This is a genomic window from Streptomyces sp. NPDC090032 (assembly GCF_044748025.1).
In the GTDB taxonomy this organism is placed as follows: Bacteria; Actinomycetota; Actinomycetes; order Streptomycetales; family Streptomycetaceae; genus Streptomyces.
In genome coordinates this window covers 47,929-61,750 of record NZ_JBIVFF010000012.1, presented here as the reverse complement: position 1 = coordinate 61,750, position 13,822 = coordinate 47,929, and the positions used below count along the sequence as shown (strand labels likewise).

17 protein-coding genes are annotated in these 13,822 nt (G+C 69.5%); 13 read left to right on the top strand and 4 right to left on the bottom strand.

From position 1 onward, the window contains the following. Positions 1-96: 96 nt before the first annotated feature. Together ACIPWY_RS28145 and ACIPWY_RS28140 are read right to left on the bottom strand one after the other, a co-directional pair. Positions 97-360, bottom strand: a complete 264-nt coding sequence (locus tag ACIPWY_RS28145; RefSeq protein ID WP_401535561.1) for a DUF397 domain-containing protein — start codon at positions 358-360, stop codon at positions 97-99. Further along, positions 357-1,049, bottom strand: coding sequence for a DUF5753 domain-containing protein (locus ACIPWY_RS28140; protein WP_401535559.1), 693 nt, complete (start codon positions 1,047-1,049; stop codon positions 357-359). Before ACIPWY_RS28140 ends, ACIPWY_RS28145 begins: the two co-directional genes overlap by 4 nt. A gap of 242 nt (positions 1,050-1,291) precedes the next feature. On the opposite strand from ACIPWY_RS28140, the gene ACIPWY_RS28135 reads away from it, so the two are divergent. The 6 genes from ACIPWY_RS28135 (at position 1,292) to ACIPWY_RS28110 (ending at position 4,955) form a co-directional block, all read left to right on the top strand. Then, positions 1,292-1,597 carry a hypothetical protein gene (locus tag ACIPWY_RS28135; protein ID WP_401535557.1) on the top strand — a complete coding sequence of 102 codons (306 nt, stop codon included), beginning with the start codon at positions 1,292-1,294 and terminating at the stop codon, positions 1,595-1,597. Between the two features lie 68 nt (positions 1,598-1,665). After that, positions 1,666-2,583 carry a hypothetical protein gene (locus ACIPWY_RS28130; protein ID WP_401535555.1) on the top strand — a complete coding sequence of 306 codons (918 nt, stop codon included), beginning with the start codon at positions 1,666-1,668 and terminating at the stop codon, positions 2,581-2,583. A 49-nt stretch (positions 2,584-2,632) separates the two neighbouring features. Further along, complete coding sequence (locus tag ACIPWY_RS28125; RefSeq protein WP_401535553.1) at positions 2,633-3,202, top strand: DinB family protein; 570 nt, start codon at positions 2,633-2,635, stop codon at positions 3,200-3,202. A 70-nt stretch (positions 3,203-3,272) separates the two neighbouring features. Continuing rightward, positions 3,273-3,548, top strand: a complete 276-nt coding sequence (locus tag ACIPWY_RS28120; RefSeq protein WP_401535551.1) for a hypothetical protein — start codon at positions 3,273-3,275, stop codon at positions 3,546-3,548. Positions 3,549-3,553: 5 nt separating this feature from the next. After that, positions 3,554-3,919, top strand: coding sequence for a fic family toxin-antitoxin system, toxin component (locus ACIPWY_RS28115; RefSeq protein ID WP_401535549.1), 366 nt, complete (start codon positions 3,554-3,556; stop codon positions 3,917-3,919). Positions 3,920-4,136: 217 nt separating this feature from the next. Further along, positions 4,137-4,955: a hypothetical protein gene (locus ACIPWY_RS28110; RefSeq protein WP_401535547.1), complete on the top strand. Its 819-nt coding sequence runs from the start codon at positions 4,137-4,139 to the stop codon at positions 4,953-4,955. A 58-nt stretch (positions 4,956-5,013) separates the two neighbouring features. Here the strand turns inward: ACIPWY_RS28110 and ACIPWY_RS28105 are convergent, their stop codons facing one another. Further along, positions 5,014-7,356 (bottom strand): tetratricopeptide repeat protein, encoded by a 2,343-nt coding sequence (locus ACIPWY_RS28105; RefSeq protein ID WP_401535545.1) that lies wholly within the window; start codon positions 7,354-7,356, stop codon positions 5,014-5,016. Further along, a complete protein-coding gene (locus tag ACIPWY_RS28100) occupies positions 7,353-7,772 on the bottom strand; it encodes a hypothetical protein (protein ID WP_401535543.1) in 420 nt (139 codons plus the stop codon). The genes ACIPWY_RS28105 and ACIPWY_RS28100 overlap by 4 nt, the downstream gene beginning before the upstream one ends. A gap of 397 nt (positions 7,773-8,169) precedes the next feature. Here ACIPWY_RS28100 and ACIPWY_RS28095 point away from each other — a divergent pair, with 397 nt between their 5' ends. From ACIPWY_RS28095 to ACIPWY_RS28065, 7 genes are all read left to right on the top strand, one after another. Further along, positions 8,170-8,787, top strand: coding sequence for a hypothetical protein (locus tag ACIPWY_RS28095; protein ID WP_401535540.1), 618 nt, complete (start codon positions 8,170-8,172; stop codon positions 8,785-8,787). 60 nt (positions 8,788-8,847) lie between these two features. After that, positions 8,848-9,306 carry a hypothetical protein gene (locus ACIPWY_RS28090; protein WP_393703522.1) on the top strand — a complete coding sequence of 153 codons (459 nt, stop codon included), beginning with the start codon at positions 8,848-8,850 and terminating at the stop codon, positions 9,304-9,306. Positions 9,307-9,556: 250 nt separating this feature from the next. Beyond that, positions 9,557-10,006 (top strand): hypothetical protein, encoded by a 450-nt coding sequence (locus tag ACIPWY_RS28085; RefSeq protein WP_401535538.1) that lies wholly within the window; start codon positions 9,557-9,559, stop codon positions 10,004-10,006. A 97-nt stretch (positions 10,007-10,103) separates the two neighbouring features. Then, a complete protein-coding gene (locus ACIPWY_RS28080; protein ID WP_362904477.1) occupies positions 10,104-10,721 on the top strand; it encodes an RNA polymerase sigma factor in 618 nt (205 codons plus the stop codon). Beyond that, positions 10,718-11,485: a hypothetical protein gene (locus tag ACIPWY_RS28075; protein ID WP_393703524.1), complete on the top strand. Its 768-nt coding sequence runs from the start codon at positions 10,718-10,720 to the stop codon at positions 11,483-11,485. The genes ACIPWY_RS28080 and ACIPWY_RS28075 overlap by 4 nt, the downstream gene beginning before the upstream one ends. 279 nt (positions 11,486-11,764) lie before the next feature. Further along, a complete protein-coding gene (locus tag ACIPWY_RS28070) occupies positions 11,765-12,451 on the top strand; it encodes an RNA polymerase sigma factor (RefSeq protein ID WP_362904391.1) in 687 nt (228 codons plus the stop codon). Further along, on the top strand, positions 12,451-13,614 hold the full coding sequence (locus tag ACIPWY_RS28065; protein WP_393703526.1) for a hypothetical protein: 1,164 nt from the start codon (positions 12,451-12,453) through the stop codon (positions 13,612-13,614). Before ACIPWY_RS28070 ends, ACIPWY_RS28065 begins: the two co-directional genes overlap by 1 nt. Positions 13,615-13,822 lie beyond the last annotated feature (208 nt).

Sequence of the window (13,822 nt, the reverse complement as noted above, 5' to 3'; positions counted from 1 at the left end):
CCGTGACCTCGTCCTGTCCGCGACTCGAACGAAGCCCGGTGCCGGGCGAGGACCGGCGGTCTCGGGTCTGGGCCTGCCTCACCGGTCCCCGCTCCGTCAGGCTTCGGAGCCACCTGCGGTGATGTGGCCGAGGAAGATCCCCCAGGGGCTCGACGAGAAGGTCAGGGTCGGGGTGGTGGGGTCCTGCTTTGAGTCCCGTACGTGGACGGTCGTCGGCGAGCGCTGGGTTGCTATCTCTACACAGGCTTCGCCATCGCCACCGCTGTACGTCGACTTCCGCCATTCCAGGGCGACTTCGAGGCAGGCTTCGCCCTCGCTGCCGCTGTAACTGCTCTTGAACCAGACTAGTTCGGTATTCATGCCTCTCCTGCCAGTAGGCGTTGGACAAGTTCCAACGATGCCTCGGTGTCGAGAGCCTGAGCCCGCAAGGCACCGTACCTATGGCTCATGACGCTGACGTCCTCGGGCGAGGTGAGGAAGTAGCCGCCCTGCTGGCCCTCCACGTATCCGACGGTTCGGTGATCCGGAGTCTCCAGCAATGTCATGGGGCCGTCGACGCCGGCATGGGACTCTCGCGTCCCCGGCATGATCTGGAGCTGTACGTTGTGCAGCTGTCCCAGCTCGGCGAGGTGTCTGAGCTGGCCATCTCGCACCTCTCGGCCGCCGAACATCCTGCGCACGACGCACTCCTCCAGCACGAAGGTGAGTCGGCAGTATGGCTTGCGTGTGTGCAGGCTCTGGGTCACCAAGCGAGCTCGCACGTTTCGTTCGATGGCATCGTCCTCAAGGCTGGGACGCCGTGAGCGGAACACGGCCCGCGCGTACTCCTCCGTCTGGAGCAAGCCGTGCAGGAAATGCGCGACGTACACGTGCAACGCCAGCGCCGTAGCCTGCAGATCTACGTAGTCCTGCGCCCACGCCGGATGGTCCCTCTCCGCGACGTGTCGGGCCAGTTGCTTCAGAAGGCCCTGCGCGCCCAGCGCGTCGTCCACCGCCACGATGTACGCTGGCTGCGGTGGCCGTTCCGAGCGTTCGACCATCGCGATCATCGACTCCGAGTACGGGATGCGTGCCGCGAGTTCGCCCCGCGATATCCCCCGCTATTCCCTCAGGTACCTCGACTGCTCGCCGAAGATCAGGAGGGCGGGCGGGGGATGGTCGTCGTGGGGCATCCAGCCTCCAGATATACAGCGCGGAGCGCCATCGCACGGATCGCACAACGGGCCTACCCCGCTGCACTGTTGGGCAAATCCTCCGGCCAGGGTGGACGTGCGGCGGCAGCGTGGTGCGCATGACGAAGAACATGCGGCTGCTCCCGTGGAAGACGCCCGACGGGAAGCCCTGCTATCTGTCCTCCGGCGGGGAGGGGCACCTCGCGCGGCTCGCCGACGAGGTGGAGGCCATGCAGCTCGATCTGGGTGAGGAACTGCTCGGCCACGCCCGCGGGATGCTGGCCGAACCGGACGTGCCGGTGGAGGAGTTCCGGTTTCTGAGCGCGCGGCTCACGGAGGCGCTGGACGACGCGCTGCGGGTGGCCGCACGCGTAGAGATGTCCGAAAGTTCCGGCCGCTCGCGCGCTGAGGACGGCGTGTTGTAGAACCAGCCTGGTTTCCCCGAGGGGAACGGGAGGAGCCGAGAGGCGAGCGCAGGAGGTGGGAGGCGGTCATGGAGATGGATGAACTCGTCGATGCCGTATCGCGGTTGGTCGGCAGTGGCGCCCAGCGCTACGAGTGCGGCGAGGACGGGCATGGCGCAGGGCACGTATGCCTCGCCCTTTCCGAAGAGCTCGACCTCCTCGAACTGATCGAGGGGATCAGCAACCGCTACGGGGCCTCCCGCAACCTCGCCATGCGCGGCTACGCCGATCCCACTGTCGACGCGACGACCGGGCTCCCCGTGCTCACGGCCTTCGGTACTGACGTGATCGGCATGCGGGCCTGGGCGCACGCCGACCAGTGGATCGGGGCCGGGACGGTCCGGGTGGGGGACGGCATACGGCACGTCGTCCTCGTCGCCGAGCGGGACGTGCCCGTTGTGGAGGAGCTGTCCGACGACGCTACGTGGGTCGAGCGGGTCGTGGCCGTGACCGGGTGGGCGGGTGAGGCCCGTACGGTCGACTGGGATGCGGTGGAGGCGCGGCTCGGCACCCGGCTGCCCACGGACTTCAAGCAGCTTGCCGAGATATTCGGATACGGCGCCTTCGACGGCTTCCTCACCCTCTACGTGCCCGGGTCCGATGTCCCCGGCATGGACTTCGTGGAGCACGCGGAACATCTGGCCGCGTTCGCGGCCCGCTCGGGCACGAGCCTGTGGCGGCCGTACGGCATCCATCCCGCGCCCGGCGGACTCCTGGAGTGGGGGGCGTCCGAGCAGGCGGACCAGTTCTACTGGCTCACCGAAGGCGACGACCCTGACCGCTGGCCCGTCCTCGCGTCGCAGGACATCGCCGACACCTGGACGCGATTCGACGGCACCGCCGCCGAGTTCGTCTTCCGCATGCTCACCGAGCGCTCGCATCCGCACTCGGTCGCCCGCTATTACGACACGCACTGGTTCCAGAGTTACGAGTACGAAGAAGAGTAGGGACGCGTCCCCCGTAAACCGATGGCGGGCGCGGGCCGCCTCGGCGACCATGCGGCGTATGACCGACCAACCCGCACGATGGAGCCAGGCGTCCGTCTACCCCGACATGTGGGCCGACCCGGACGACGACCCCCGCAGCAGCGAAGGCGTCAGCGCGGAGGGCGAACTGGAGACGCTCCGGACCTTCCTGGCGGACTACCGCCTGACCCTGCGCATGAAGTGCGAGGGCCTGGAACCGGAGCAGCTCGCCCGGCGGTCGGTGCCGCCGTCGACGATGTCGCTGCTCGGCCTCCTTCGCCACCTCGCCGAGGCGGAGCGGGACTGGCTCAACTGGATCACCGACGGCGAGCCGCTGCCGAAGCTGTACGGCGAGCCCGACGGGGACTTCAACGGCGCCGTCGCCGAGCAGGCCGTGATCGACGCCGCGTACGCCGCTCTCGAACGCGAGCAGGCCGCGACGGACGCTGCGCTGGCCGGGCACGCGGATCTGGGCGAGCGTCTCGGGAAGGACGGGATCGCGGTCCGGGAGCTGATGGTGCACCGGGTCGAGGAGTACGCCCGCCACTGCGGCCACGCCGACCTGCTGCGCGAGTGCATCGACGGGAGGGTGGGCCAGTGACGTCACCCGTGTGTGGGGCGTTCCAGGTAACGCCTCCACAGTCCGTGGCTGCATTGCTAGCGTCGCAGCCATGGAGATGAAGACAGTCACGATAAGGCTTCGTCCGGAGGAGCTCGACGCCGTGCGCCGCCGCGCGGAGGCGCAGGGCAAGAGCCTTCAAGCGCACATGCACGACACCCTGCTCGCGGAGTCCGTTGAGGCGGACCGGCTGTTGCGCAGATCCGTACGGGAGGGGTCGGAGCAGTACGCCGAGGCATTCGCGGAGTTCGACCGCGACAACGACCGGCGTCTCGCCCAACTGCGTGAGGCAAGCCGGAGCTCGGAGCGGGAGATCGGCGAGTGGTGATCCGTATGGATCTGCCGCAGTTGCTAGCCGTGGCTGAGACGTTGCCACGTGACCCACAGGTGGACGACCTCGGCATCCTGACGTGCGCCTGTGATCGGGTTTCCGCCGTCGCACTCGAGCGCGAGGTCTATCCCACCCTGCGCTACAAGGCAGCATCCTTTCTTGAGCAGTTGGCCCGCCACGACCCTCTGGAGCACAGCAACCTGCAGTTCGCCTGGCTGGCCGTGCGCGAGTTCGCACGTCTGAACGGCTATCGACTGGAGGCGGAGCCCAAGGATGCGCGGGACCTGGTCCTCCGGATCCGTAATTACGAGGTCGGCCTTCAGGAGGCAGCCAGAACGCTGTCCTCCTGGTGGAAGGCAGTCGGCTGATTCGCTCTGCTCGGACACGCGACCGCCGGGTCCGCCCGGTTGCGTCAAGTGACTGTTCGCATACGCAAGTTGCGGTACGGTGAACGCGAAAGCACGCCTCACATGAGGCGGCCCTCAACGCCGGTTCCAGCCAGCGAAGAGGGCCTTCATCACCAGTGGAAGAAGCCACCGGAAAATGCTCCGTCATGCTATCGCGCCTGCCCGTTTCTTCAGCCAGGTGCCGAACGAAATCCTCCGCCATCCGCGCCTCTCGTCGGACGCCGTACGGCTGTTGACCTGGCAGTTGTCGCTCCCCGACAACGCCAAGGACCCGTTGTCGAAAACCGCCCGTCAGGCCGGGATCGGCAAGTGCGCCTTCAACCGCGCCAAGGGCGAACTGAAGCGCGAGGGCTATCTGCACGAGTGGCGCCAGCAGGGTGTCCGTGGACTGTGGTCGACCGTGCAGCTCGTCTCCAATGTGCCGCTGAAACCGGAGCAGGCGCTCGCCTTACGGGACGGTGCTCCGGCGGGCGGAAACCCGGCCGCCGGTGATCCGACAGGCCGGACCGTCGGCCGTCATCCAGAGAAACCCGTTCTTGAGAACACCCCCCACCATCCCCAGACGCCCCCGGAGCCGGAGGCGCCCGAGGTGCCCGCAGCTACGGATGCTGGGCGCCAACTCATCGCCACCATCATTGACTTGGAGCCGAGGCTCCGCTTGCCTCGCGGCATGCTGCCGCAGCTGGCGGCACTGGCGAGCGCCTGGCTGGAGGCGGGGCACACACCAGGCGGCGTACGGGCGCATGTGCGGCGCAGCTTGCCAGGTCCCAAGCAGCCGATCCTCAAGCCCGGCGGCCTGCTCCGGTACATCCTGAGCGATGTACCACCCGCGCCCGTCGAGGAAGAGTCCCGCTGCCCCGGACCCGTACAGCCACGCATCGCCCAACTGTGGGAATGCGAGGGCGTGCACACGCAGGCGCGCCTGTTCCGGCCGGAGGGCGACGAGGAGTTCTGCGGCGAGTGTTTGCGGGGACAAGTGCCGGTTGAGGGCTGGTGACTCCGCGTGCCGGGGCTGTTTGCTCCCAACGCCCACCATGCTGGCGCAGATGAGCGACTCATGATGACGCTGCCTTTTGCGCAGCGGCGCACCCCACGGTGATGAAGTGTTTGGGGCCGAGAATGCGGAGCGCGTCGGCGTAGGCCTTGTCCGCGAGAGTGGATGCTTCGTGGGTGTCGCCTTGCAGCGCCAGGCAGTGAGCCAGCCCTCCGCTCGCTTGAATGGTCCAGGGGTGCTCCGTGCCCAAGTACGCGGTACGAATGTCGACCGTTCTTCTGAACTCGGCGACCGCTGTCTCCTGATCGCCATGTGCCCAGGCCGCGAGTGCAAGATTGTGCCGAGCCGCAGCTGTCCGAGGATGGTCAGGTCCGAAGAGGCGAACGTGAGCGTCAAGAGCGACCTGTGCTCGCTCCCACACCAGGTCCCAACTGAGTTCCTGCGCTTCGACATCCGCGATGGCATCTGATGCTGGGGCGGCGACAGTTGATCGCCACGGGCTCTCCGGGGTCCGGGCTACTTGGGCATGTCGCATTGCAGCCGCACTGACCAGAAGGGCACGTGCGGCGACATCATCACTGCGCTCACCGTGAAGGTTGGGCACCAGGTCTGTCAGCTGGTGTGCAAGGCGTAGCGATACTCCGTAGTTGCCCAGTCGGAATTGGTTGTCGGCGTGCTCAAGCACCGTCTCCACGGTCTCAGCGTGCGTCGACCCCAGGACGCGTTGCCTGATTTCGCCCGCCCTATGGAGGAGTCGGTTGGCTTCGGCGCTCCGCCCACTCTTGGCGTAACACGACGACAATTGAACACACGCGTCGGCCTGAAGCAGCGGCGAATCCTCTGCCCACGTCGTCGCCGCATCCAGAGCCTTCTTGAGTACGGGCTCCGCTCCGGCGAAGTCTCCACTCATGTTCAGGATCTCCCCCAGTTTGAGGGCGTCAGCGACTGCCGCGGCGTCCTCGGCCACACCCTCTCCGGGAATGGCCTTGACTACTCCTGAAGCGAAGGGCAGGGCGTCCGCCCAACGCCCTGCGGCGTCGTATGTGTCCCGCACCAGGCGTGCTGCGTCCAGCACACTGCCAACGGTGAAGCCGTTCTCCAGCAGCGCCACCAGGTGCGGTTCCGACAACCGCGCCGTGCTCGCGTCTTCGCCAAGAAGTACGGCCCGGCTGACGAGTGTGGCGGCTGCCCCGTAAAGCTCTGCTCGCTGTCCTGCGGGTACGCCCGCTTTGATCGTTTCCAGTAAGAGGCCGTGCGCGGTCACACACCGTACTCGCCGTCCATCTGGGCCGCCCGGTACCTCGAAGAGGTCTACCAACGATGCCGACAGCAGGCCACGCAGCCCTGCTTCGACGCGCTCTGCCGCAAGCCCGGGTACGCCTACCGCGACCAGCGCCGACGGAGCGAGCAGCGCCAGAGGAACCGGAGCGTGCCCCCAGCAGGCCAGCAATCTTAATACGGCTGTGGCTTCAGGTAGGCCACGTTGCGTCAGGGCGTCGAGCGAGAGCTGCCAGGTGCGGCTCAGCCGCTCCCGAGCGCCGCTCTCCAAGCCGGCGCCCCGATCCAACAGGGTGACGGGATCCTCGCCCAGCCGTTCCAGGTATTCCTCGACCGTCCAGATTTCGAGCAGCTGTTGGGACAGGAAGCCACCGGCCAGGGTGAGCGCCAGGGGATGACACCCAAGTCGCTGCGCCAACCGCAGCGTTGCTTCGGGCTGGTGGTCTCCGGGCGCCAGGTCATGCAGTAGGTGCGCTGCCTCAACCACCGGCAGGACGCCAACCCGGTGCATCCGTGCTCCCGCGCCGGTCCAGGCGGGATCAGCAGCCTGACGGGAGGTCACCAGCACTGTTCCCCGCGGAGAGCTACGCAGCCATCCATCCCGAAGGGGCTGTGGGTCGTCAGCGTTGTCGAGTACCAGCAACCACGGTTCCGGGGACGCGTCGAGCCGTTGCCACACCAGATCGGCCGCGGCCCGCTGTCCCTCCTGCGCGGCCCGCACCTCCTCGGGCGAGGCACCCCTGTCCGCTGCCACCGCCAGCATTCCGGCGCGAAGCTGCAACTCGGTCGAGGCGTCCACCCACAACGCGACCCGGGAAGCGGCGGACTGATCGAACAACCACCGTGCCACCGCGGTCTTCCCGCACCCCCCGAACCCGTGCAGCACATGCACACCGCCGGCGGCGTCCAGTGCCGCGAGGAGCTCCTCACGCAGCTCCTCCCTGTCGCGCAGCGCCGCACGCAGCGGCGCCGACGACGCCACCCTCACTGAGGCAGGGCCATTGGCCGAGGTTGACGTGCCCGGCGCGCCATGGTGGTGGTGTTCGGTGATCTGGATGTCCCGCTCGGACTGGAAGATCCGCCCCTGCCCGTACGCCGCAGCACGCAGCGAAGCGTCCTCGCTCATGCGTCCTCCACCCCGCTGATCCGAACATCGCGGCCGGCTTGGTAGACCCGCGCTTCACCGGAGGCGGTGGCATGCTGCGTCACGGCGGGCACCCCAGCGTTGTCCGGGGTCAGTTCGACAAGCATCGCCCGCAGTTCCTCGACGAGCTCGGGATGGGCAGCAAGGAGTCGGCGAATCCGGCCCTGCCACTCGGCCCTGACTTCAGCTTCGGCTTCCCGGTCGCCTACGGCTTGAGCGCCGAGCAGGTCGTCTCGGGTCACACTGATTTCATCGGCGATGGCCGGCGCTCTGTCGGGCCGAGCACGCTGCCACAGCGAGACGAGCCCGTCTCTGATGCTGTGCCAGGTGTCGGTTGTCAGCATGGTGACCAGCGTCGTTCCTGCGGTGCCCGCTAACGCTGCGATCTCCGGATCCATGACCGTCCCCCTCCATCACACATCGTGGACAGCATCACCCTAGGACAGTGAGCGCGAACCAAACACGGGCTGACGTGAGGAGTGGGAAGGCTCGGTGCGGCTGTAGGTCTGCTCCCGTCCGCAGGATTGCCGGGACGCGGAAGCCGGTGCCTGGCACGGACTGCCGTGGGGCCGCGTTGCAGCCCTGTTTCCGGCTCCTGAAGGATGGGGCGGAAGGGTGGGGTGGGTCATGACGGAACGGGCGAGGGCTAGGGCTACGGCTCAGGGCGTGGGCGGGGCGCAGGTCAAGGGCGGTGCCCGTCGGCCGTCGCCGGGCCGGGCGCGGTTCATGGGTGTGCTGCTGATCCTGGTTTCTGTGGCATCGGCGGTGCTCTGCTACATCGCGTTCTCTTGGTGGTTGCCCTCCGACAGGGATCGCTACCGGGACTACGTGGCAGCCGAGCGCTGCCCCGTCGGTGCGACGGCGACCAACTGCCTGAGCACCTGGCATCTCACCGTCGTGAAGAAGGAGATCAAGAGCACCGGGAGGACTTCCACCTATAAGGCGACGCTGAAGGACGGGGACTCCTGGCAGGGAGTCGTGGACTTCGGTGACCCGGGGCCGCTCCTGGAGCACCTGAAGCCGGGCGACAAGGTCACCGCCACCGCCTGGCGCCGCGACATCGTCGTACTGAGCAGGGACGGCGTCCGGCAGAACACCTCGGAGGCACCCCGTGACGAGATCCAGATGAATGCCGCCATGGGCATGCTCGGCGCGTTCTTCGCGGCTCAGGCGTTCGCGTTCGGTGCGGTACGCCTGGTCAGCCCTCGCGCCTACGCGCCCTTCACCTGGAACCCGTACGGCAGGCGGTTGCTCATCGCGAGCGCCGTCGTCTGCTTCGGGGTAGGGCTCCCGGCGGTGTGGATCGGCATCCCGTGGTGGACCGTGCCCGCCCTCGGACTCCCTGCCATGGCGTGCGCGGCGGTGCTGATGTACCCCCGCTCTGTGGGTCCGACCGCAGGCGGGGGCAGGTGACCGGGTCGGTCGGACCGGGTTGGTTCCGGGGCCGGGAAGGCAAGGCGTAAGGTCCGGGAGATGACTTCGCCCGGGTCCCGCATCGGCAGACACCAGATCCCCGGTCTCCTTCTGATCATGATCCCGGAGTCCCGGGACGGGATCGAGGCCGTGGCGGGGATGTCCGCGGAACAGGCCGTCTCCGGGGATCTCGGCTGGTTCGATCCCTACGACTTCCTGCGCGACGTGGTCTTCCGCGACCTGGTCCGGCCCGAGCTGCTCATGCCCGAGGCGGAGCGTGACACCGGACTGCTCAGCCGATGTGCCGAGTTCGCCGAGAACCTGCTCCTCAACTCGACCCAGCCCGTGGCGTCCGCCGTGTTCTATCAGCTGGTGGAGCCGCTGTACGCGAGTGAGGAACTCCTCGTCGCGGCCATTCCCCTGATGCAGCCGGAGATGCTGCGCGTCACACTCGAGGACATGGCGGTGGACCGGCTCTCGGTGCCGGCGCGCGCCGCCTTGGCGGATTACCTCCACTGATCGCCGCGGAACCTGTGCAACCCGGCCGCGCCCTGGAGGCATAGCGCGGGACGCGTCGGCTCCAACAGCGTCGCCCCCCGGGCCCCCGGCCCCAGAGACGATCAGCAGCCCCAAAGGTTGTACGGGCTTGGCCAATTGGCCATGTGAGAAGCGACATGTGTGTGACGCGTGATGCTTCGGTGACGTCATCCGCTGGGCCAAGCGGGGGCGCGGATCCGGCTCCCCGGGACCTGAACGAGGGGCGGACATCATGGGTGTGGGCCACGAACCCGAGCCGAAAGCGGCGGACATGCGACGGCACGCCGCGGGACTCGTCGCGCACGCCACCGCGCGCAACCGGCTCCCGCTCGACTACACCGTCACCAGCCTCCGCGTCGCCGACTTCCTCATCGACGGCCTCCGTAAAGGGACTCCGGACCAGACGGCGGTCGCGGGGGCCCTGTTCGGCATCGGCGCGTACGTGGGGGAGGTGCTCGTGCGGCGCGCCGGCGCCGCATGGGTCGACTTCGGCGCCGCCCAGCGCGCCTACTTCGGCCAGCCCGTCGGCGTCCGCATGCCCGACGGGCGCGTGTGGAACCCCCTCGGCAAAGTCGTCAACCGCTTCGAACTCGGCCGCGAGGAATCCCTCCAGACCTTCTACCTGACCCTCCACGGGCGCGGCGGTGACCGCGGGAAGGGCGTGAGCTGCGTCGCCAAGTGACATTTCCGTGGGCCGGGACGCTGATGACCGTGGGGGCATGGACATGATGACCTGTGCCGCGTCGGTTCGGTACGCGGACGTACGAAGAGGACAACGGTTGGGCCAGGGTGGGGAGCCCCGTCGCGCGCACGCCCGCGACGAAGAGCTGAGCATGGCCGTGGCGCGGGCGCAGGAGGGGGACGAGGCCGCCTTCGCGGTCGCGTACCGGCTCGTGCAGCCCGGCCTCCTCGGATATCTGCGGGGCCTCGTCGGCGACGAGGCCGAGGACGTGGCCGCCGACGCCTGGCTGGAGATAGCCCGCGACCTCGGGCGCTTTCGCGGGGACGGCGCGGGGTTCCGCGGCTGGACCGCCACGATCGCCCGCCACCGCGCCCTCGACCTGCTGCGGCGCCAGAAGGTGCGTCCGCGCCCCTCCGGCCTCGAACAGGACATGCTCGAACTCCCCGGCACCTACAGCACGTCCGATCAGGCCCTTGAGACGATCTCCACCGAACAGGCGCTCACGCTGATCCGCGATCTCCCGCGCGACCAGGCCGAGGCGGTGCTGCTGCGCGTCGTCGTCGGGCTCGACGGACCCGCCGCCGCGCGCGCCCTCGGCAAGCGCCCCGGCGCCGTGCGGACGGCCGCGTACCGGGGTCTCAAGAAGCTCGCGGACCGGCTCGGCGCGCGAGGTGTGACGGATGACGGCCCCACGACGCTGGGGGAGTCGAGATGACTGAGAACCCATCTGTGCGCGATGCCGGGCCGCCCGGTCCGGACGGCGGCGGAGGCTTCGAGATCCTGCTCGCCGCCGCCGTGCGTTCCGCGAAGCCGCGGGACGGCGGCGAGGAACAGGCCGTGGCCGCGTTCCGCGAGGCCCGCGATCAGGGGGCTCACTCGGCCAGGACGCGACGCCGCGACGACTGGCGTCCGCGCAGGCGCGGACTGAACCGCTGGTCGGTCCGTACGGCGGTGGGCGCACTGCTCGCGAGCGTCACGCTCGGCGGCGTCGCGATGGCCGGCATCGGTGCCGGCGGTGACGCGCCGGGCGACGACGGCGAACGGCGGGCCACGCCACGGCGGAGCGCCACCGACATCCCGGAACGGCATTCCCCCGACGAGATCCGGCCACCCGGCGCGGCGCCCGCCCGCCCCGGCACCACTGCGCCCGGCCGGTCCGGCGATCACCCGGACCAGGCCGGTGACACCCTCGCCAAGTGCCACGCGTACGGGTCCGTACGGGACCGGGGCGCGGCGCTCGACTCGCCCGCCTGGCAGCGCTTCCTCGCGGAGGCGGGCGGAGAGGCGTCCGTGGACGCGTACTGCGCGGCCGAGGCGGCACGCCAGGAGACCGGTGACGGCAACAGCGGCAACAGCGGCGCCGGCGCCAACGCGCCCGCCGGGAAAGCCGACGGCCCTCAGAACGGGCACGCGAGCCCGAGCGCGATGCCGGGAAGAAGCACCGCCGGCCCGATCCCGGGAAGAGGTAAGAAGAAGTAAGGAGAAGTGGAAGAAGTTGGCAGGAGCCGTGAGAATCACGGACACCGCCGGGACGGCCGAGGCCGCCACCCCCCACAGGAGAGGCCCCGGCCGTCGCGCGGTACGGGCCGCGCGGCGGCCCGTACTACCTTCAGCGCCGCGCGTGCGTTTTCTGTCACACCGCGTTGTGTCACGTGATAGTTGCGGGTTGTACAAACGTGGACGGGGAGCCGTATCAGGCCGTAGCGTGCTGGTTCGCGCCGGTGAGCGGCGCAGGGGTTTAAGCGCAAGGGTGGCGCAGTGCTGGGGGACGACGCGGAGCTGACGGCCGCGGTGCATGCGGCGCAGGACGGGGACGAGACCGCGTTCCGGACTGTGTACCGCGCCGTGCATCCGCGCCTGCTCGGGTACGTACGGACACTCGTCGGCGAACCGGACGCGGAGGACGTCGCGTCCGAGGCCTGGTTGCAGATAGCCCGGGACCTCGACCGCTTCAGCGGGGACGCCGACCGCTTCCGCGGCTGGGCCGCACGCATCGCCCGTAACCGCGCCCTCGACCACATCCGCATGCGGGGGCGCCGGCCCGCGATAGGCGGCGACGAGACCGAGCTCACCGGCCGACCCGCGATATCCGACACCGCCGACGAGGCGATGGAACTCCTCGCCACCGGTGACACGCTCGCGCTCATCGCCCAGCTTCCGCAGGACCAGGCCGAGGCCGTCGTCCTGCGCGTCGTCGTCGGGCTCGACGCGAAGAGCGCCGCCCAGACACTCGGCAAGCGTCCGGGCGCCGTCAGAACGGCCGCGCACCGCGGCCTCAAGCGCCTGGCCGAGCTGCTCGGCGCGGAAGGTTCGCAACCGCATACGGCGCAGGCGGGCCGGGACGGCACGCTCGACGCGGTACCGCCCCCCAGAGAACCGCGCGGGCATGCGGTGACGTCCGCCGGTGTGACGCATTCGCGGACGCGGACGCAGAAGGACATGTGATGGCCGACGAGCACAACAAGTGGCTGGACCGGGACGCGGCCGAGCGTCTGCTGCGCGGTGAGCCCCTGGAAGCCGTCGACGCAGCCACCCGCGCCCGGGCCGTCCGCCTCACCGAGGCGCTCGACGCGCTTGCCGTGACACGCGTAGACGGAGGCGAACTGCCGGGCGAGGCGGCCGCGTTGGCCGCGTTCCGCAAGGCACGGGAATCCGTCGCGCAGGAGCCGGGCGCCGCGGCCCTGAAGGCACGCCATGCCAGGCCCCGCGGGGCTCTCGCCGCGGCCTCCTCGCTCCACGGATCCGTGGGCCGGGAGAACGACGCGAACGCGAACGCAAATGCCGGCGCCGACGGGCACGCCGCCTCCGACGTCGGCAGTGTCCGCCTCGCGAGACCCGACGCGCGGCCCGTCCGCTGGGGTCGCCCGGTCCGGTTCGGGATGGCCGCCGCGCTCGCCGGATGCATGATCGGCGGTGTGGCCGTCGCGGCCGGAACCGGAGTGCTCCCCTCGCCGTTCGGCGGCCGGAACGAACCGGGCCCCGCCGCCAGCGTCTCCGCCGCCGCGTCCCCCGAACAGCCCCTCGCCTCACCGTCGCCCGACATCTCGGACACCGACGGCGGACGCTCGGGCAGCGCCACCCCCGACGGCCACGCGCACGAGCCCGGCTCTGGCGCACCGTCGCAGGAGGACACGGCGGGCCGGCCCGACCCGGCGGCGACGCAGCCGGGCGCCGGCCTGCGCGAGTCGGACGCCTCGGACCGGGAGGCGTGGCGGCAGCGCCTGGTCGACGCCTGCCGCAAGTACCGCGACGGCGACCTGAGCGACTCTCAGACGGGGCGCCTCAAGGCCGCCGTGAAGCGCATCGCCACGAACAAGCGGGACCGTGACCCCAACCGCTTCTGCGCCCGCGTCCTCGCGAAGGCCGACGAGGCCGGCAGCGGCGAGGGCGACGACGGCAACAAGGGCGACGGCAACAAGGGCGACGACAAGAACAGCGGCAAGGACGGCGCCGCGGACAGCCAGAACGGCGGCGGCTCCGGCGCCGTGCCGACCGTCTCGTGGATCCCGTCCGAGCCGGTCGGCGACAACTCGCGCACCGAGCCGACGACGCCATCCGCGACGGCCACGGCCTCAGCCACGTACAGCGCCGCGCCCGCTCAGTCCTGAACTGTTCCTGAGCCGCCCCTGAACTCGCTCGGGGTTGACCTGCTCAGACCCGCCCTGACCTGCGGAGACAAATAATTTCCGAGACGGGTGTGACGCTTTTGGACTCCGGGGCGCAGTAACAAGTGAGCCGACTGGTCATCGGCCGTGCACGAGCCGCGGGTTCCCCCCGTACCTTCGGCTCTGTGCCACTGGCGCGGGCGGGACACGT

What these genes read in the sequence shown, in the direction of transcription:
- ACIPWY_RS28130 (WP_401535555.1), top strand. Translation starts at nt 1,666, where the DNA reads ATGGAGATGGATGAACTCGTCGATGCCGTATCGCGGTTGGTCGGCAGT.
- ACIPWY_RS28065 (WP_393703526.1), top strand. Translation starts at nt 12,451, where the DNA reads ATGGCCGACGAGCACAACAAGTGGCTGGACCGGGACGCGGCCGAGCGT.
- ACIPWY_RS28100 (WP_401535543.1), bottom strand. Translation starts at nt 7,772, where the DNA reads ATGGATCCGGAGATCGCAGCGTTAGCGGGCACCGCAGGAACGACGCTG.
- ACIPWY_RS28075 (WP_393703524.1), top strand. Translation starts at nt 10,718, where the DNA reads ATGACTGAGAACCCATCTGTGCGCGATGCCGGGCCGCCCGGTCCGGAC.
- ACIPWY_RS28105 (WP_401535545.1), bottom strand. Translation starts at nt 7,356, where the DNA reads ATGAGCGAGGACGCTTCGCTGCGTGCTGCGGCGTACGGGCAGGGGCGG.
- ACIPWY_RS28125 (WP_401535553.1), top strand. Translation starts at nt 2,633, where the DNA reads ATGCGGCGTATGACCGACCAACCCGCACGATGGAGCCAGGCGTCCGTC.
- ACIPWY_RS28115 (WP_401535549.1), top strand. Translation starts at nt 3,554, where the DNA reads ATGGATCTGCCGCAGTTGCTAGCCGTGGCTGAGACGTTGCCACGTGAC.
- ACIPWY_RS28135 (WP_401535557.1), top strand. Translation starts at nt 1,292, where the DNA reads ATGACGAAGAACATGCGGCTGCTCCCGTGGAAGACGCCCGACGGGAAG.
- ACIPWY_RS28090 (WP_393703522.1), top strand. Translation starts at nt 8,848, where the DNA reads ATGACTTCGCCCGGGTCCCGCATCGGCAGACACCAGATCCCCGGTCTC.
- ACIPWY_RS28120 (WP_401535551.1), top strand. Translation starts at nt 3,273, where the DNA reads ATGGAGATGAAGACAGTCACGATAAGGCTTCGTCCGGAGGAGCTCGAC.
- ACIPWY_RS28145 (WP_401535561.1), bottom strand. Translation starts at nt 360, where the DNA reads ATGAATACCGAACTAGTCTGGTTCAAGAGCAGTTACAGCGGCAGCGAG.
- ACIPWY_RS28140 (WP_401535559.1), bottom strand. Translation starts at nt 1,049, where the DNA reads ATGATCGCGATGGTCGAACGCTCGGAACGGCCACCGCAGCCAGCGTAC.
- ACIPWY_RS28085 (WP_401535538.1), top strand. Translation starts at nt 9,557, where the DNA reads ATGGGTGTGGGCCACGAACCCGAGCCGAAAGCGGCGGACATGCGACGG.